Genomic DNA, 18311 nt, shown 5'->3' with positions numbered 1-18311 from the left:
AATTTGGGTCTTCTTTAGTGGAATTTAAATATGCTTCATTTTTGTTACCAAAAACTTATGTAAGCATTAATTCTTAATTCAACTGTATAGAACCCATTAATTATATTAGAACTTTATTTTCCAGTTACCACTTCAGATTCACTTAAGTTGGTTGATTCTACCTTATCATTTACTATCACAACCACCACCAATACTAAAGCAATTATTGAGGTTATTGTTCCGAATAGGAACAAATTAGAAAATGATTGGCTTAAGTTACCCATCCCACTGGCGGCATTAACTAAAAATATAGCTCCAATCACTGGCGCGACAGTGGAACCAACACCTTTGAAAGTATTTAATATTCCAACACCTGTTGCTTCTTCTTCTTTTGGCATGAAAGACATCATCAGAAGTTGGAATGCACTCCATGTGAAACCCACACCCACTCCAATTATGGCTAAGCAAATTGCCAGACTTGTATAATCTCTGACATAGTATGACAAGCCGAAGAGTCCTGCGACTAGGAGAGGTGATCCCAACAAGAGCATACGTTTAGATCCAAATTTATCTAAAAGAAATCCGCCCAATATTGCTGTTACACAAACAGCTGCAGAAAGTGGTGTCAACACCATACCACTGTCCTGTACATTCAGATTTAGTACAGTCTGGGCGAATGTTGGCACATATGTAAATGCCATAAACGTTCCAATCCCAGATAAGAGGATTGCAAAGTTTAGTGATAGAATTTTAGGCTTTTTTAATACATCTATATCTAATATTGGTTCTGATACGCGTTTTTCGTATGTGATCAGCGCAATGAACAGAATCGCAGCAGCTATAAGTAGTGGGAACACCGTTACGTCTGTAAATGGTGCGCTTTCCAGCCCTATAATACCTAGCAACATTGAGGCTATTGCTCCTACCAGTAATGCTGATCCAATGTAGTCAATATGCTGATCTTGATCTCCATAGGTTTCTTTGAACTTGAAGGCTAGGATGATGGCCATTATTCCCAGGGGAATGTTAATATAGAATACTGTTCTCCAACCAAAATTTTGGATCAAAAAACCACCGATGTTTGGCCCTATAATGGTAGCAATGGATGACATAGCCATGAGCACACCCATTGTTTTTCCTTTTTGATTTTCTGGAGCAGAATCATTCATACTGGATAATGCTGCTGGCAGAACAATCCCTGCACCGATACCCTGTAAACCCATTGAAGCTATTAATGAATATATATCCCAGGATAAGCTGGCAGTAATTGATCCTATGACAAAGGTGGCCACACCAACGACATATAATTTTTTCCGACCAAATACATCAGATAATTTCCCAGCCAGTGCCATAATGGCTGTCATAAACAACATGTATGTTGTTAATGTCCATGTCGCCCAATTAAAGGAAGTGTGCAGGTCTGAAATTATAGTTGGTAGAGCTGGCACGAATATATAGGCATCCATGGCTGTCATGAATACACCTAAAGCCAGGACTATCATCACAAAAATTGGGGATGATCCTAGACCCTTTTTATTTTCCATTGTTTCGGTAGTATTTTCACTCATTTTTATCTCCATCTTTTATGACAAAATTAAAGTCTGAGAGCATAACATATTCATTTTTCCAATTATCACTATTATAATAGGAATATGAAAAAATAAATCGGCTAAAGCCATTGAATGCTTTTTAAATTCTCAGATAATTTAATTTTGAAATTTAATGATTTTTATCTCAAAGTAACAATTTAATTAGTTGTTAAATACATTACAACTAAAATAATATGTTTTAGTATTTATATTTATTGCTTAAGTTGTTAGACACATAACAACTAGAATATTAATATCACAGCACACACAAAATTTATGTAGTAATTCATTACCTAACAACCAAAACTTAGCAGGAGATAATTAATATGAATGAAATTCCTCAAGAATTAATTAAATCATTGATGGACCTCGGACTTCTTGAATCTGAGGCAAAAATATACATAACACTGGCAATGATGAATAATTCCGAAGTTAAAACGATTATAGAATTTTTAGGTCTATCAAAACCAAATACATACGAAAGTCTTCGCCTTCTAGAAGAAAAAGGACTGGTGTCTTTAATTAATACCCGGCCAATGGCCTATCAAGCATTGCCCCCAGATATAGGGTTGGAAGTTTTATTAAAAAAACATATTGATGCAAAAGATAAAGCAAAAAAGATTTTTTCAATTATGGATAAAAAAGAATTCTTACCCAGATCTTCTGAGTCATTATGGAATGTTTTCAATGGAGAAAGCATAAATTATAAAATTAAAGACATGATCCAAAATGCTAAAAAGAGCATATTCATGTTCTCATCCCCCAAATACATTAAATTTCTCGAAAATGCAGATAAAAATTTAAAACTGGACGTAGTCCTATTTTCAGAGACACACTCCTTTGAAACATTAAAAGAAGATTTGAAAGATAAAAAAGGCAGTTTTAAAGTTGTAAATGAAGAAGATATGCTTAATATTGTTGCATTATCTAAAACCAAAGATCAAAAACAATTTGAAATATATAAAGAAGCTTTGTTAATGGTTGAATACAGGAATATGCTAATGTTAGCTATAGATGATGAAGAAGTATTATACATGCCACCCATGTCTACAGAATCACTAACAGCAATCAATACAAAAAATAAGGCAATGACTATGCTTATGAAAATAGGACTCAGTGACATTACAAACCAGTTATCTTGAAAATAATCCAAGTAATGACATTTAAAAACCCCAGCAACCACCATCAATCAATTAACGCTTCTTGAAGTATTAGATAATATTTTAGGGTCTTTATGGCTGAAATTTCCTCATCTTTCAAGAAAAAGAAATGTTTTTCCATTAAACGGACAAATTTTACCATATCATAATAAACAGAATCATTAAATCTTAATTTTATTTTATCTTAATTTCTACAATTCTATATATATAGTAGAAATTTTTTAGAGAATACAGTAAAAACCATAACATTTATATAATATAATTATTAACACTATATTATCGGAAGTATGTTTCCTTCTTCCGGTAACTTTTATTAGAAAAACAAACAAGAGAGGTCAAAATGGTAAGAAAAATAGCTATATACGGTAAAGGTGGAATTGGAAAGTCTACAACAACTCAAAACACAGCATCAGCCATGGCACACTTTCACGATAAGAAAGTAATGATACACGGTTGCGACCCCAAAGCGGACAGTACCAGAATGATCCTTGGGGGAAAAATGCAAACAACCATGATGGATACCCTCCGGGAAGAGGGCGAAGAAGCCTGTATGGACCTGGACAAAATTATGTCCAAAGGTTTTGAAGGAATAAAATGTGTAGAGTCCGGAGGACCAGAACCAGGTGTTGGATGTGCAGGTAGAGGAGTTATAACCGCCATAACAATCATGGAACAGCTAAAAGTCTATGAAGACAATGACTTCGTTTTCTTCGATGTTCTTGGTGATGTTGTATGTGGAGGATTCGCTATGCCCATCAGAGATGGGAAAGCCGAAGAGATCTATGTAGTGGCATCAGGAGAAATGATGGCACTGTATGCTGCCAACAACTTGTGTAAAGGGATGGTAAAATACGCAGAACAAAGCGGTGTGAGACTGGGAGGAATAATCTGTAACAGTCGAAACGTGGACGGAGAAAAAGAACTAATGGAAGAATTCTGTAAACGTATCGGAACTCAGTTGATACATTTCGTTCCTCGAGATAACATCGTACAAAAAGCAGAATTCAACAAAAGAACCGTAGTTGAATTTGATGAAGAATGTAATCAGGCCCATGAGTATGAGGAACTGGGTCGAAAAATTATAGAAAACGAAAATTTTGTAATTCCAAGCCCTATGACCATGGAAGAACTGGAAGAGCTTGTTATAGATTATGGTTTAGTCGATTAAACCAGTATCGCCCCAATACCCCAATAAATTAAATGGTGATTTAATATCCATGGAAATTACAGATCAAGAATTTAATGGTGATTAAGAAAATGAAAATGATTAGAGCAATTATACGCCCAGATAAAACTGAAGAAGTGGTTGATACGCTGGCAGATGCTGGTTATGTGGCTTTAACCAAAATGGACGTTATTGGACGTGGAAAGCAAAAAGGTATTCAAGTGGATAAGATCTACTACGATGAATTACCCAAAACAATGATCCTGCTGGTTGCAGAAGACGATGCTACCCCTCAAATTGTGGATTTAATTAATGAATCAGCATTTACCGGGAGTTTTGGTGATGGGAAAATATTTGTTAGCCCAGTAGATGAAGCATACACCGTAAGAACACGTAGTAGTGAACTTTAACTTAATTATTGGAAATAAAAGACGGTGCATTTAATGAAAGAAATAATCGCCATCATCCGCCCCAACAAAATGACTCAAACTAAGGACGTTCTAAACGCACTTGGCTTTCCTGCAATGACTGCACAAAGAGTAATGGGGCGGGGAAAGCAGAAAGCAATAATTGGAGAAGTATCCTTCGACATACAGAATGAAAACCTTCTAAAAGAGGAAGGTACCATGCGATACATACCTAAACGACTTATATCGTTAGTAGTGCCTGATGAAGATGTTTCTTTAATTGTGGAAGCCATTATGAGAGTTAATCAAACCGGGCAAACCGGTGATGGGAAATTATTTGTATGCCCTATAGACGAGGCAGTTAGGGTAAGAACGAACGAACGAGGAACAAAAGCGCTGGTTTAGATTAATATTTAGATTAATATTAAAATTGTCGGCCTTCAGAGGATTATTTAATATAAAATAGTTAGAACCAAAAAATTACGAAAATTTAGCATTTTAGGAGAGTAAAAATGCCCTATGAACTTTTTGAAGTGGATAAAGAAATTCCAGATAGGAAAAACCATACTTATGTAAAAGACTCATCAGATCCAACTGAGGAAATCCCAAAATGTAACACTAAAACTATTCCAGGTTGTATGACCGAACGCGGGTGTGCATTCGCGGGTGTTAAAGGAGTTATAACCGGAGCTGTGAAAGACGTTGTGCACGTGGTTCACTCCCCTGTAGGCTGTACCACTTATGGGTGTGGGAGTAAAAGGTATCCCACCTCCCCTTATCTTCCCAACGGAGATAAAATCCCCGTGGAGCAGTTTAACCTTAAATATATCATGGGGACAGATTTAAAAGAATCAGATGTGGTTTTCGGAGGTATGAAAAAACTACGAAAATCTATTCTGGAAGCTGCTAAAGAATTTCCATTTGTCAATGCCATATACACATATGCAACATGTACCACTGGACTTATAGGGGATGATTTGGATGCAGTTGCTAAAGAATTATCTGAAGAAATTGGAATAGATGTAGTAGCCTTTAATGCTCCTGGTTTTTCAGGCCCAACCCAGTCTAAAGGACATCATGTAGGGAATTTTACCCTCTTCAACAAATTAGTTGGAACCAAAGAACCACCAGAAACAACTCCCTACGATGTCAACCTTATAGGAGAATATAATATCGATGGGGACCTATGGGTCCTTCAAAAGTATTTCGAAGAGATAGGAATAAACATACTCTCCAAATTCACTGGAGACTGCAGTCATGATGAAATATGCTGGATGCACAGAGCTAAATTAAGCATTGTAAGATGTCAGCGTTCTGCAACTTACATTGCGGACTTAATAGAAGAAAAATACAACATCCCCTATATTAAGGTTGATTTTTTCGGGCCGAAATACTGTTCTGAAAACCTTATGGCTGTAGCTAAACACTTTGGACTAGAAGAAAATGCTCAAAAACTTATCCATCGTGAAATGGCTAAAATTCAACCGAAATTAGATTTCTATAGAGAAAAACTTGAAGGTAAAAAATTGTGGGTATTTTCAGGAGGGCCTAAAAACTGGCACCTTCCCGAACCATTAAAAGAACACCTTGGAATGGAAACGGTTGTAGTTTCAACCATGTTTGAACACCAAGATGGATATGAAAAGATCAAACAACGTGTGGGTGAAGGAACTGTAATTGTGGATGACCCCAACTCACTGGAACTGGAAGAAATCATTGAGGTATACAAACCCGATATTATTCTTTCAGGAATAAAAGAGAAATATATCGCCCATAAATTGGGAGTTCCCTGCGTTTTAATTCATTCATACGAAAACGGACCATACATTGGCTTTGAAGGATTCTTAAATCTAGCTCAGGATATCTATGCATCAATATATAATCCTGTGTGGAATATGCTAGAATTTGAAGAAACCATAAAAGATAAAGAAGAACATTTAGATGAAACCTGCAATATCTCTGATGAAACTGGGACAAATATTCCAAAAGCCAAAACAGAAGAGGAGGTAGTCTAATGAGCTGTGCCAATGTAATGAAAAGGGATAGGACTGCAGTTATAAATCCCCTGGTTACCTGCCAGCCCATGGGTGCCATGTATGCAGTTGCCGGGATAAGAAGAGGTCTTCCACTGGTTCACGGATCTCAAGGTTGCTCCACATTTGTTAGATACTCCTTCTCACGACATTTCAGGGAACCTTCAGAAATCGCAGTGACCTCACTCCACGAAGATGCGGCAGTTTTTGGTGGGAGAAAGAACCTGATATCCGGTATTGGAAACTTGGCAGTCAGATTTAAACCAAGTGTCATCGGTGCCATAAGCACTTGCTCCAGTGAAATCATTGGAGATGACATGGAAGGTTTCATAAAAATAGCTAAAGAAGAATTAAAACAAAAGATGGGAGAAAAAGAAGCAGAACAAATAAAAATCGTCCCTATAAGCACCCCCAGCTTTGTAGAAACCCATTTTAAAGGTTATGACAGTGGTATTAACGCTTTGGTGAATAATTTAGCACAAGATCCTGTAGATAGTAATGAAAAAGTAAATATAATTCCAGGAATTGTAAATCCAGGAGATATCAGAGAAATAAACCACATGATGGAGCTAATGGGTATTGAAGGTATCATACTTACAGATATATCTGATCCTTTTGACTCGCCACTGCGACCCTCAACAACAGAAACCAAGCCATTCTATCCTAAAGGAGGAACAACTCTCGAAGAAATAGAAGATTCATCTAATAGCCTTGGAACAATAGCTTTGTGTGGATACGCTGGTTCTGGTGCCCGTTCTCTTGAGAAAAAGTTCGAAGTTCCTGCTGCTGTAGGTCCTATCCCAATTGGTGTTAAAAATACCGATAATTTCCTGAGAAATTTGAATAAATTCACAGATGCAGAAATTCCAGATTCTATTCTGGATGAAAGAGGACTGTTAATAGATTCAATGGCAGACCTCGCATCAAGATATCTTTTCGGAAGAAAAGTAGCCATTTTTGGAGATCCAGCCATAAGCGCAGGGATAGCTCGTTTCGTATGTGAATTAGGCATGATCCCCTCAGTGGTTTGTACAGGTGTTGAAAGCCCCGAATTTGTTAGTGAAATGAAAAGTGTGGCCAAAGAATCGGATGGGCCAGTAGATATATTAATAGGAAGCGATTTGAGAGCTTTAGAGACTCGAATTGAGGAAGATCCTGTAGAACTAATGATTGGCCATTCTGATGGCAGATTATTTGCTAAAGATCTAGATATACCTTTAGTAAGGGTTGGATACCCAGTTTATGATAGAGTAGGATATCATAGGATCCCTATTGTCGGATATAATGGTTCTGTTAACCTAATAGACAGAATAACCAACACCGTGTTTGAAAAATATTACGACAAAGAACACTGGAAATTACAGCAGTGACCAGCACAATATTTTTTATTTTTTTTATAAAAAATATAAAATCGCTTGAAAATAAAAAAAATATAATTTAACGGTTATATAATGCAAAAAAATAGTAAATCTCACCCTAACCCCGAAATTGAGGATAAGAATGTGGTTTTTCCCCGGGATATGCAGGATATTGAGATCCCTAAAATTCCAAAAGAAGTGATAGGTACCCTGAAATCTCGAAAGAAGCACTTGTGCATAAAAAGGGAGGGAGAAGAATCAACTCCGGCTTGTAACCAGGCTAGTGTTCCTGGAATGGTAACTCAACGATCATGCGTTTATGGTGGGGCTCGGGTGGTTTTGATGCCTATAACCGATGCTATCCACTTAGTACACGGCCCTCTGGGTTGTGCATCATGCACCTGGGATATTCGTGGCAGTCGATCCTCAGGTTCAGAGCTCTATCGTAATGGATTTAGCACTGACCTGCAGGAGAAAGATATAGTTTTTGGAGGAGAGAAAAAACTCCTGGAAACCATCATCCAACTCAATCAGTTGTTCAAGCCGGGTGCCATCTTTGTCTATGCAACCTGTGTGGTGGGATTAATTGGAGATGATCTTAAAAGTGTTTGCCGCAAGGCAAGTGAAATCACTGGATCAAGAGTCATACCTGTCCAATCAGAAGGTTTCAGGAGTGTGAATAAATCACTAGGACATCAACTTGCATGTGATGCTCTCTTGGAATATCTTATCGGCAAAGAAGCCCCTAAAAAGAAAAATGAATCCCAAAAAATAGATAATTTCCCCGCGGATTACACAGAAGAATCTCCACCAAAAACGAATCATCACATAAACATATTAGGTGAGTTCAATGTGGCAGGTGATTGCTGGGCCATTAAACCACTCCTGGAAAAAATTGGAATTTCCATTCAAGCAGTTATAACTGGAGATTCTCGGGTTGAAGAAATAGCCAATGCACATCTAGCTGATTTGAACTTGGTGCAGTGTCAGAAATCATCACGTTACCTGGCGGATTCCATGGAAGAACTTTACAACATTCCCCAGCTCAGAGTGAACTTTTTCGGAGTTGAAGAAACATCTAAATCTCTTAGAGCAATTTCAAGTTTTTTTAATGACCCTGAAATGATAGAAGCTGCAGAAAATCTTATTGAATTTGAAACTAACCGAATTGAAGATGCCATCATTCCCTATCGGAAACGTTTGACTGGGAAAAGAGTTGCGGTTTATGTGGGTGGAAATAAGGCATGGTCCCTCATAAGAGCATTCGAAGAACTGGGAATGGAAGTAATCATGACCGGAACCCAGAATGGTTTGCCTGAGGACTACCGGATGATAAAAGAGACTGTGAGAGATGGAACATTAATTGTAGATGATGCCAATGCCATGGAACTGGCCAGGCTCTTGGAGAAATATGAACCTGATCTACTGGTTTCCGGAGCTAAAGAGAAATATCTTTCACTGAAGATGGGAGTGGCTTTCTGCGACTTTAACCATGACCGGATAAGCTCATTTGCTGGTTTTGAAGGATTCCTTAACTTTGCCCGGGAAGTGGATCGAGCAGTTTCAAGTCCAGTGTGGAAGTATGCTCCCCACATTAAACTAACCAATCTAAACGGGAAAATGAAGGTTAGATCCATCAAAAACAGTTCTTCGACAAAATTCTCAAAGGAGGTGGCAAAAGTTGCAGAAGACTCTTAAAATTGATATTGCTGGAGATGGCTCTCTTGGAGGAGATAGTCCCTCCGAAGGAGATAAGCATCTTGAGGAATCTACAAAAGAAGATAAAAAGAAATTTGCAGTGATTAATCCCTGCAGAATGTGTCAGCCTATGGGTGCTGTGCAGGCACTGCTAGGGGTTGAAGGTGCCATGCCCCTTATCCACGGCTCACAGGGATGTAGTACCTACATGCGTTTCCAGTTATGCCGTCACTTCCGGGAGCCCATTAATGTTTCCTCTTCATCCATGAGTGAAAGCACCGTGGTTTATGGTGGTGAAAAAAACTTGCTGAAGGCTCTGGAGACTATAAAATCACAGTACAATCCCATCCTAATTGGGGTAACTTCCAGCTGTCTCACAGAAACCATTGGCGATGATGTTAATGGCATAATAACAAAATTCCGCGAATCTTATTCTGAAGATCCTGAAGAAGAAGTTCCCCAAATACTATCCGTATCAACACCCAGTTACACTGGTTCTCATGTTGATGGTTATGATAAAACCATTAAAACCCTTCTAGAAAGCTTTACGTTGCCTCCTGAAAGTGAAAATAAGAAAGATGTAATCAACATTGTCCCTGGGAACTTAAGCCCTGCAGATGTAGAGGAGATTAAAGAAATTCTGCAGCTCTTGGAAGTTGACAGCATCATCCTCACCGACACATCCGAATCGCTTCATGCACCCCTTGATGGTTCTGTTGAATTTTTATCGTCAGGAGGAACAACTTTAGATGAAATCAGACAGGCCAGTAATTCTAAGACTACTCTAACCCTATCCAAGCATGCAGATTCAGGTGGAAAGTTCCTGGAAAAAAGATTTAATGTTCCTCATATCTCACTTCCCCTCCCTGTGGGGCTGGAAAATACTGATGGGTTCATGAAAATTATTTCTTCTCTTGAAGATATTGAAAATATTCCCCCTGTGCTGGAACGAGACCGGGGACGGTTACTGGATGCCATGATAGATTCCCAAACATACAACTACAGGCGAAAAGTGGCCATTTACGGAGACCCCGACCTTGTGTGCGGCTTGGTTAGCTTTTTAACTGAAATAGGTATGGAACCATCAATTATTGCCACTGGCACCAGAAGCAATAAATTTAGAGATGAAATCCACCGGATCATTTCCAGAACCCAACATAAACCTGTGGTACTAAATGGGGGAGATCTTTATGATCTGCAAAGGCAGGTTAAAAAAAGAGGGGTGGATCTTTTGATAGGGAACTCTTACGGAGCCCGTATTGCAATTGAAGAAAACATTCCCCTGTTTAGAGTAGGCTTCCCAGTATTTGACAGAGTTGGTGCACAGAGAATCCGTATTTTAGGTTATAAAGGAGGTTTACATCTATTAGACCAACTTACCAATACAATCATCCAGCACTACTATGATGAAGCGGGTTATGAACTATTGGATGAATTAATTCGATGATTTATGATGGTCTTAGGAATTATTTCATGAAGATAAGGTTCATGGAAGATAAGATTGAAAGTGCATTCAAGATATCTACTAAAGGGAATGTGAGAGAAGTTACATGATAGACATTACATTAGACCAAAGCCGTTGTAGAGGCCCAAAATGTGCTAAATGTGCATATGTATGCCCTAATAACGTTTTCACAGTTTATGATGCAGTCGTAGTAACTTCTTCCAGGTACTGTAAAAAGTGCCTGCAATGTTTAGAGATATGTCCAGAAGTGGCAATTTTCCTGAATGTTCAAGATAACGATTAATATAACAATGCAGAGAAGCATTAAAAAAAATATTGACCATTATATCAAAAAATAGTCAATATGCAGTCAATTATTGGAATATATCTAAATGGATGATTAAATGAAGATAGCAATAGCCTCAAGCGATGGCCAAACTGTTGACCAGCACTTCGGACAGGCCCATCATTTCCTCATCTTCGAGATGGGAAAAAACGGACTGGACTTTTTAGAATTAAGAGAAAAAAGTAAAAGACCTATTTATGATCATGAATATCGCTGGATTAGAGGTCTTGAAATTTTAAAAGATTGCAAAGTGGTGTTTTGCAGACGCATAGGAGATGAACCCCGACAAAAATTACAAGAAATTGGAATTGAGGTAGTTGAATCCAAAAAAAAACAATATCTAACGCTATAACTGGTTATCTTGCTTCTGTTATTGAAGAAATAAAAACAAACGATTCAAATGATATGATAAAGGATCAAGAGATTGGCAAAAATAAAGATTGATCATGCCAAATGTGATGCTTTTGAGTGAGTTATGTATGAAATTATGCATTCATTATGGAGAAAGTTTTTATGGAAGAGATTTTAACCACATGCACTGCTGATTGTCCAGGAACCTGCAGTATTATCGCCCAAGTGGAAAATGGAAAAATAGTTAAACTTCGTGGGAACCCTGAACACGAGATAACCAGTGGTTTCATCTGTAAAAATACTCGTCATTATCTTGATGAACGATTTTACAGCCGAAAAAGGATCCTTCATCCTTTAAAGAGTGAAGATGGGAATTGGGTGCAGATTGAATGGGATGAAGCACTGAAAATCGCTGCAGATAAAATAGTGGAGATATCTGAAAAATATGGAAGCCAATCTATACTTTACTATCAGGGTTATGGTGCACGTTCAGCTCTCAGAATTCTTAATCGTCGTTTTTTCAATCTTTTAGGCGGAGTTTCAACCCTTTACGGGTCAATATGTGGCGGGACAGGACAGGCTGGCATGGAAATGGATATGGGTGTTCGTTTATCACATGACCCAGTTAGTCACCTTGAGAGTGATGTTATAATTGTCTGGGGCCGTAACCCTGCAGTTACTGATGTTCATCTCTGGAGGATTATTGTACAGGCCAGGAGAAAAGGTGCTAAGCTGGTGGTGATAGATCCTGTTAAAACAGAGACCACTAAAAGAGCAGATCTACACCTTCAACCCACCCCAGGTTCGGATATTTATCTGGCTATGGCCTTGGCCAAAATAATCCTTAAGGAAAATCTCACCCATGATGGATTCATTGAAAACCACACCGAATACTTTGAGGATTATCTGAAGTTACTGGATATTTACAGTTTAAAGGAACTTTCACGAATTACAGATATCTCCCTGGATGAACTTTTTTATCTGGCCAGATTATATGCCAAGGGTTCTTCCAGTAGTATAATATTAGGATGGGGTCTGCAGCGTTACCAGAAGGGTCATCTGACTTTTCGCTTTATTGATGCTCTGGCAGCTATCACTGGAAATATAGGAAAAATTGGTGGCGGAGTTAGCCATGGTTTTGATGAATATGGATATTTTAATCATGGCTATGCCCTTGATGATGCAAATAACGGGAGAAAACTGGCATTTCCCATTCTTGGCGATGAAATACTTAAAACAGATGACCCTCCAATTAAGCTAATTTTCATCACCGCTGGAAATCCCTTAGCCATGCTGGCTAACTCAACCAAAGTCAAAAAGGCTTTTGAAAGCGTTGATTATATTATAATGGTTGATCAGTTCTTGAATGATACTGCTGACTTGGCAGATCTTTTCCTACCTGCAACCAGTTTCCTGGAAGATGAAGATCTGGCGGGTAGTTACGGTCACAATTGGATATCACCTATAAACCCTGTTATAAGACGTCGAGGAGAGTGTAAGTCTGAATTACAGATTTTCCAGGAATTATCAGAGAAACTCGGTTTTGGAGATGAAATGTCAGGAACCCCCAGGGAATGGTTGGAGAAACTTGCAAGGCCCATAATCAATGAGGGAATATCACTAGAAGAACTTCTATCAAAGCCCCATAGATTCCCTTCCGCCCCTATTACCCCGTTCTCTGATGGTAAATTCCCAACCAAATCTGGAAAGTTTGAATTCATCACCGGAATAGAATCGGAAGATATTTTGGCTGCTGATATTTTAGAAAGAAATTTGTTAGATAGAAATTTGAAATCAAATTATGATACCCTTCGTTTACTCTCAACCAGTCCTAGAAACTGGATAGGTTCAGAAATACCTGAAAAGGAACAAAAAAAAGATATTCTCGAAGTTCAAGTACATCCAAAAATCCTGAAAAGAGCGAAAATTCAAGATGGAGATGATGCATGGCTTGAATCAGGACAATCAAAGCTTTTAGTTAAAGTAAAAGAGAATCAAGATGTTAGACCTGATTACATCCTAACATATAGAGGGGGCTGGCATAAATTTGGCAAATGCGTGAACTTGCTCACCAGAGATTTGATGAGTGATGAAGGAAATGGAGCACCTTACTATGAAACCTTTGTTAAATTAAAGAGAATTGATTAGATATGTTAGACAAATAAGTTACTAAATCATTACTGATACCCTGAAAAATGAAATATTATTTTATGAATTTTATATAGAATTTAAAAAAAAAATAAAAAAAAATAAATAAGCCATTAGGCTTATTTAGATGCTGTTTTTATTTCCATTACCCTTTGCATGAGTTTTTCCAGTATTTCCCGGTCAGAAAGTAGATCTGAATCCACCACTTTCCTCATCCTGATGGGCACACCTTCCATACGATAGGCAGTTCCTTCCGTTTCCATTCCCACAATAGCTGGGGGAAGGATGATATCCGCCAGTTCAGTGGTTGGTGTTCGGTGTGGTTCAATGGCAATAACTGGAATTTCTGCCATGCGCTGCAGTGCTTTCTGGGGGAAGTGAGCTCCTGGGTCAGATGCAATGACCATCATGGAATCAGCTTCCTTGGTCTGGAGTAAGTCGTTTGCTCCAGTTTCTCCCGGGTTGTACCTGGGTATTCCAGTGGCGAAGTCTATACAGTAGGGGTATCCGCTTTCCCAGGTGGCAACCTGGTTGAATCCTGTCACATTGTAGTGACCCCTCATGGGTATGAGGGTGAATTTGCCGAAGTTGTTCAGATCCTGGACCATCATAATGGCTGTGTCGATGTTCCTGTGTTTTCCCCGGCTGTGGGTGATTCCCATTCCGAAGAAGAGGATACCGAACTGGGCGTTTTTAAGGACTTCCACTACTGCTTCGATGTCTTCTTTGGGCACTCCTGCTACTTCGTCGTAGAGTATTTCATGACCCATTAAACAGGCTCTCATGGCATCCAGGAGTTCGTAGTCCTGGTTGTATCCTACCTGAATGTGGATGTCAGCCAGTTTTGAGGAGTCGCTTTCCCTGGGGTCCACCACGATTAAGGTTCGGTCGGATCGGCCCCTTTCCCTGAAGAATCCCCTGGCAAAGACATGCCGGGAAAGGTGGCGTGGGTGGGCGTGCATGGGGTTGCATCCCCAGTATACAACCACATCGGCTCGGTTTTTAACTTCTCCAAAGGTACAGATAGGGTATCCTACATCCTGCAGAGCCAGTACTGATGGTCCGTGACATACAGATGCTGTGTTATCCACTACGGCTTTGGTATTTTCAGCTAAGGCCATGCCTGCTGCCTGAGCATCACAGTCAGTGCAGCTCCAGCCGTACATTAACGGTCTTTTTGATTCAGCTAGTATCTGGGCTGCTTTTTCTATTGCTTCTTCATAAGTGGTTTCCACCAGTTCGCCGTTCTCATCCCTTATTTGGGGTTTCTTCCAGCGCATTGCACCTTCGGCATGGACGAACTTGCTGTGTCCTATCCGGCAGGCGTTTATGGTTCCGACGATTTCGTCGCCTTCCACTTTACAGATGATATCATCACATAGTGTTCCACAGAAGGGGCACACCACGTTTTTTACGAGTTCCAAAATTATCCCTCCATTCTAGGGAGCTATATGGCTGTTACCTGCTACTGCAGCGTAAATGATCCCATTAGCTCCTTTTATTGCGTAGTCTCCTTTGAATTTGTAGAATGCTCCGGGTATGACTTCTCCTTCAACTTCGATGTCTTTTTCAACACCCAGGAATTCGAAGCCTGGCAGGAATTCATCGATGATTCCTTTGACCACAATGGTTCCTCCAGCCATTTCCCCTCCAGTTCTGGCTATAACATTGCCTTCTATGATCAGGACTCCGTTGTTCATGTGGATTCCAGGCATGATTCCTACGTCACCTTTGATGACCATTTTTCCGCCGTTCATGTATTCGGCTATTTCATTCCTGGCGTTTCCGTGGATGGTGATTTTACCTCCACTCATACCTCTCCAGTCTCCACGGTAGGATGCACCCACATAATCACCGGCATCTCCCAGAATCTCTAGTTCTCCGCCTTTCATGTTCTGTCCGGCCCATCCAGCAGCATTTCCTTCTACGGTGATTAGTCCGCCTTCCATTTCAGCTCCTACGTACATGTTGACATTGCCTTTTACGGTGATTTCACCTGCTGTCATTCCCTGTCCTATGCGTTTGGTTTGGGAAACATCACCATCAATGAGGATTTTGGTTTCAGCGGCTGTGGCACCTGCTTCTCCTTCCACTTGGAAGAAGTCGGTTAATGGCACCTGCCCGTTCCCGTGCCATATTGGCATGTTTTTTATTTCGTCAAGGGTTTTACCAGCTAATGAATCTGGAGTTATGGTGTCTATTTCTAATGGTACTTCTGGCTGTTCTAGGGGTGTTAGGATGATCATTGTATCACCCCCTTAACAGGAGCAGAGTGGGGAAGATACTCGTCCTGCACAGGGTAGTTTGCGAAGTTTACAGAGTAGTACTGTTTGAATGTTTTTTCCACATTGGCCACTACTTCGTTGTAGATGGTTTCATCCACAGTGGTGTCCACCCAGTAGGTTCTTCCGCGTAGGGTTGGGTTGGTGACAGTACCATCTTTAACTACTATTTGACCGTCTTTCAATACACATGCAGCATGCTGGAAAGCGGCTTCTAGTGCGCGGTAATCAGTTGAGGGGTCCTGTGTTTCTGGGTTGAAGTTGTAGATGGCTACATCTGCATCAGCACCAACACCTATATGTCCTTTGGTGTCTGATAGACCCAGAACTTTAGCTGCGGTGGATCGGGTGACTTGAGCAATCTCCATGAATGAGTACTCCCGGTCTAGTGTGGCTACGCTACTTTTCCTCTGGGCCCATGCGTGGAGTTCGCCATCGATTAGGTCTTGCCGTGCTTTGTTACTCATTAACCAGCTTATTACTCTGGGGTATCTGGTGAAAGGTCCTGCATTTGGGCTGTCAGTGGTTAAACAGACTTTTCCTGCGTCTTTAGTTAAGAGGAAGAGTTCTATTCCTACTGCCCATTGCAGGGCGGGTACTGGTGCTCGAGCTGCGTAGATGAAAGGTACCAGTCCTGAGCCAGTTTCAAGTTCCACGTCACAGTTCGCCCATTTTAATCCGTTTAAGCTGTGCAGGTCGAATTCCATAGGTCCGTCTGCTGTCATGGTGGTGGTTTCATCCAGGGTTACCTGTCCCACATCAAATACAATGTGGTCGTTTTTATTGATGTAATCCGCTATGGCTGGTGCTTCTGAGACCACATCTCTCCAGCTGGTTCCACCGTAGCTGTGGAACTGTACGTGAGTGGCGTAGAGAACTGCATCACGGTTTCCAGTTTTTGGATTGGCTTTAATTCCCTTGGGCACGTCGAATGATGCCAGGGTGGTTTCAAAGTTCCCTGGGTGTCCCAGGTCGTTACAGTGCAGGTGTATGGCATGTGGTAATCCCAGCATTTCGTTTACTTCTGCCAGACCTCTTATTATGTCGAATGATTCTATGTCAAAGTAGGGTGTGGGGTCGTGTATTCCGTGTACGTTTCCTCCCCAAGCCCATGCTTCGGTACCACCGGGGTTTACGATTTTTATGGTGTATCCTTTGGTGGCTTTTAGTAACCAGGATGCGTAGGCTGCACAACCGTCTATGTCTCCGTCTTTCAAGTATTCCATTACGAACCAGTTGTTACCGAATAAGGGGTAAGCTGCATGGTCGATGATGGGTGTGTCGTGGAATTCTTCATGGGTGTGCCTGGCCAGTAATGGTGGCATGGCTGCTTCCATGGCGGTGGTGTAACCCATCTGAGCATATCTTTGACCGGTCATAAAGGTTGATGGAACTGAAAATCCACTTCCTGCTCTTCCTCCAGATTGTCCGGCTTCCACATCTTTTTTACTGTCCTCAGGACGGTACATTCGGCCTACGTTAACCTTTGCACCGGCAATGTGACTGTGAGGATCGACTCCTCCAGGCATTACAATTTTGCCTTCGGCGTCTATTACATTTGCATCTGCGCTTACTGAGTCCACTATTTTACCGTCTTTGATGCAGATATCCATTTTTTCTCCATCAACGCCGTTTTGTGGACAGTAAACAAATCCGTTTTTGATTATATGTTCCAAGGAAAATCCTCCTTATAATTGGTTTAAGATGGTTTTATTTACTAAATTTCTTGTAAACTTTCATCAAAGTAGGCATGTCCAGTACTTCTTCTGCTGTTGGAGCGATTTCTACTGGTATGTTTTTGAAACGGGGTGTTGCAGTGGAGTCTGTGTCAGGGTCAATTACCCGGTTAGCCCAGGGACCCATGGGTATGTAGATCATTCCTGGAGGTAGGGTTTCTCTGGTTTCTACCACTTTAACTACAACATCTCCAAATTCTGATACCACTTCAATGTTGTCTCCTTCCTCAATTCCCATCTGATCCATCATTTCACGGTTCATGTGACATATGGCGGCAGCGTCTATGTACATTTGAAGGTCTTTACCAGATTCTATGGCTTGTCCCTGCCAAACAGTTCTTCCTGTGTTTAGTATAACGAACATTATAAGTCCTCCAGTGTTATTGCATCTACAGGGCAGCTTTCTACGCATGTACCACATTTCCCACATAGATCTGGATTTTTTAGGTTGATTTCGCCGTCTTCCACAATCATGATGATTTCCACATCATCTGTGGGTCCTTTTCCACCGGCTATCTCTGGACTCCTGGCAGAATTGACTGGACAGGCTATTACACAGTTACCACATCCGTGGCAAAGTTCAGGGTATACTTTTAGTCCTATTGCCATGTTACT

The 18311-nt window shown here is 40.3% G+C and carries 16 protein-coding genes and 1 pseudogene; 11 read left to right on the top strand and 6 right to left on the bottom strand.

The genetic code is table 11. The features are described from left to right. Positions 1 to 113 precede the first annotated feature (113 nt). Positions 114 to 1547, bottom strand: a complete 1434-nt coding sequence (locus HVN35_00170) for an MFS transporter (protein ID NYB50975.1) — start codon at positions 1545 to 1547, stop codon at positions 114 to 116. 347 nt (positions 1548 to 1894) lie between these two features. On the opposite strand from HVN35_00170, the gene HVN35_00165 reads away from it, so the two are divergent. The 11 genes and pseudogenes from HVN35_00165 (at position 1895) to HVN35_00115 (ending at position 13678) form a co-directional block, all read left to right on the top strand. After that, positions 1895 to 2710, top strand: coding sequence for a hypothetical protein (locus HVN35_00165; protein NYB50974.1), 816 nt, complete (start codon positions 1895 to 1897; stop codon positions 2708 to 2710). 358 nt (positions 2711 to 3068) lie between these two features. Then, complete coding sequence (locus tag HVN35_00160) at positions 3069 to 3896, top strand: nitrogenase iron protein (protein ID NYB50973.1); 828 nt, start codon at positions 3069 to 3071, stop codon at positions 3894 to 3896. Between the two features lie 89 nt (positions 3897 to 3985). Further along, on the top strand, positions 3986 to 4303 hold the full coding sequence (locus tag HVN35_00155; GenBank protein ID NYB50972.1) for a P-II family nitrogen regulator: 318 nt from the start codon (positions 3986 to 3988) through the stop codon (positions 4301 to 4303). A gap of 33 nt (positions 4304 to 4336) precedes the next feature. Further along, on the top strand, positions 4337 to 4705 hold the full coding sequence (locus HVN35_00150) for a P-II family nitrogen regulator (protein NYB50971.1): 369 nt from the start codon (positions 4337 to 4339) through the stop codon (positions 4703 to 4705). A gap of 107 nt (positions 4706 to 4812) precedes the next feature. Beyond that, positions 4813 to 6315 (top strand): nitrogenase subunit alpha, encoded by a 1503-nt coding sequence (locus HVN35_00145; GenBank protein NYB50970.1) that lies wholly within the window; start codon positions 4813 to 4815, stop codon positions 6313 to 6315. After that, positions 6315 to 7703 (top strand): nitrogenase molybdenum-iron protein subunit beta, encoded by a 1389-nt coding sequence (locus HVN35_00140; protein NYB50969.1) that lies wholly within the window; start codon positions 6315 to 6317, stop codon positions 7701 to 7703. Before HVN35_00145 ends, HVN35_00140 begins: the two co-directional genes overlap by 1 nt. Positions 7704 to 7784: 81 nt before the next feature. Beyond that, a complete protein-coding gene (gene nifE, locus HVN35_00135; protein NYB50968.1) occupies positions 7785 to 9389 on the top strand; it encodes a nitrogenase iron-molybdenum cofactor biosynthesis protein NifE in 1605 nt (534 codons plus the stop codon). A gap of 118 nt (positions 9390 to 9507) precedes the next feature. After that, positions 9508 to 10836, top strand: coding sequence for a nitrogenase iron-molybdenum cofactor biosynthesis protein NifN (gene nifN / locus HVN35_00130; GenBank protein NYB50967.1), 1329 nt, complete (start codon positions 9508 to 9510; stop codon positions 10834 to 10836). A gap of 103 nt (positions 10837 to 10939) precedes the next feature. Continuing rightward, positions 10940 to 11137 carry a 4Fe-4S dicluster domain-containing protein gene (locus tag HVN35_00125; GenBank protein ID NYB50966.1) on the top strand — a complete coding sequence of 66 codons (198 nt, stop codon included), beginning with the start codon at positions 10940 to 10942 and terminating at the stop codon, positions 11135 to 11137. A gap of 100 nt (positions 11138 to 11237) precedes the next feature. Next, positions 11238 to 11623 (top strand): annotated as a pseudogene (locus HVN35_00120) (nitrogen fixation protein). Between the two features lie 69 nt (positions 11624 to 11692). Next, positions 11693 to 13678 carry a molybdopterin-dependent oxidoreductase gene (locus HVN35_00115; protein NYB50965.1) on the top strand — a complete coding sequence of 662 codons (1986 nt, stop codon included), beginning with the start codon at positions 11693 to 11695 and terminating at the stop codon, positions 13676 to 13678. A gap of 119 nt (positions 13679 to 13797) precedes the next feature. Here the strand turns inward: HVN35_00115 and HVN35_00110 are convergent, their stop codons facing one another. The 5 genes from HVN35_00110 to HVN35_00090 are packed head-to-tail and all read right to left on the bottom strand — an operon-like array spanning position 13798 to position 18305. Continuing rightward, positions 13798 to 15102 (bottom strand): formylmethanofuran dehydrogenase subunit B, encoded by a 1305-nt coding sequence (locus HVN35_00110; GenBank protein ID NYB50964.1) that lies wholly within the window; start codon positions 15100 to 15102, stop codon positions 13798 to 13800. 15 nt (positions 15103 to 15117) lie between these two features. Continuing rightward, positions 15118 to 15924, bottom strand: a complete 807-nt coding sequence (locus HVN35_00105) for a formylmethanofuran dehydrogenase subunit C (protein NYB50963.1) — start codon at positions 15922 to 15924, stop codon at positions 15118 to 15120. Next, positions 15921 to 17636, bottom strand: coding sequence for a formylmethanofuran dehydrogenase subunit A (locus tag HVN35_00100; GenBank protein ID NYB50962.1), 1716 nt, complete (start codon positions 17634 to 17636; stop codon positions 15921 to 15923). Before HVN35_00100 ends, HVN35_00105 begins: the two co-directional genes overlap by 4 nt. A 34-nt stretch (positions 17637 to 17670) precedes the next feature. Further along, the gene (locus HVN35_00095) at positions 17671 to 18060 is read right to left on the bottom strand and encodes a protein fwdD (protein ID NYB50961.1); all 390 of its coding nucleotides are present in this window, start codon (positions 18058 to 18060) and stop codon (positions 17671 to 17673) included. Further along, the gene (locus tag HVN35_00090; protein ID NYB50960.1) at positions 18060 to 18305 is read right to left on the bottom strand and encodes a 4Fe-4S binding protein; all 246 of its coding nucleotides are present in this window, start codon (positions 18303 to 18305) and stop codon (positions 18060 to 18062) included. The genes HVN35_00095 and HVN35_00090 overlap by 1 nt, the downstream gene beginning before the upstream one ends. Positions 18306 to 18311: the final 6 nt, after the last annotated feature.

The organism is Methanobacteriaceae archaeon (genome assembly GCA_013403005.1).
In the GTDB taxonomy this organism is placed as follows: domain Archaea; phylum Methanobacteriota; class Methanobacteria; order Methanobacteriales; family Methanobacteriaceae; genus Methanobacterium.
The sequence above is the reverse complement of the archived record's forward strand: the minus strand, read 5'-3'. Positions and strand labels throughout refer to the sequence as shown.

Excerpts from the sequence above, each read along its gene's own strand:
- HVN35_00170 (NYB50975.1), bottom strand. The coding sequence starts at position 1,547 with ATGAGTGAAAATACTACCGAAACAATGGAAAATAAAAAGGGTCTAGGA.
- HVN35_00165 (NYB50974.1), top strand. The coding sequence starts at position 1,895 with ATGAATGAAATTCCTCAAGAATTAATTAAATCATTGATGGACCTCGGA.
- HVN35_00160 (NYB50973.1), top strand. The coding sequence starts at position 3,069 with ATGGTAAGAAAAATAGCTATATACGGTAAAGGTGGAATTGGAAAGTCT.
- HVN35_00155 (NYB50972.1), top strand. The coding sequence starts at position 3,986 with ATGAAAATGATTAGAGCAATTATACGCCCAGATAAAACTGAAGAAGTG.
- HVN35_00150 (NYB50971.1), top strand. The coding sequence starts at position 4,337 with ATGAAAGAAATAATCGCCATCATCCGCCCCAACAAAATGACTCAAACT.
- HVN35_00145 (NYB50970.1), top strand. The coding sequence starts at position 4,813 with ATGCCCTATGAACTTTTTGAAGTGGATAAAGAAATTCCAGATAGGAAA.
- HVN35_00140 (NYB50969.1), top strand. The coding sequence starts at position 6,315 with ATGAGCTGTGCCAATGTAATGAAAAGGGATAGGACTGCAGTTATAAAT.
- nifE (NYB50968.1), top strand. The coding sequence starts at position 7,785 with ATGCAAAAAAATAGTAAATCTCACCCTAACCCCGAAATTGAGGATAAG.
- nifN (NYB50967.1), top strand. The coding sequence starts at position 9,508 with ATGTGTCAGCCTATGGGTGCTGTGCAGGCACTGCTAGGGGTTGAAGGT.
- HVN35_00125 (NYB50966.1), top strand. The coding sequence starts at position 10,940 with ATGATAGACATTACATTAGACCAAAGCCGTTGTAGAGGCCCAAAATGT.
- HVN35_00115 (NYB50965.1), top strand. The coding sequence starts at position 11,693 with ATGGAAGAGATTTTAACCACATGCACTGCTGATTGTCCAGGAACCTGC.
- HVN35_00105 (NYB50963.1), bottom strand. The coding sequence starts at position 15,924 with ATGATCATCCTAACACCCCTAGAACAGCCAGAAGTACCATTAGAAATA.
- HVN35_00095 (NYB50961.1), bottom strand. The coding sequence starts at position 18,060 with ATGTTCGTTATACTAAACACAGGAAGAACTGTTTGGCAGGGACAAGCC.
- HVN35_00090 (NYB50960.1), bottom strand. The coding sequence starts at position 18,305 with ATGGCAATAGGACTAAAAGTATACCCTGAACTTTGCCACGGATGTGGT.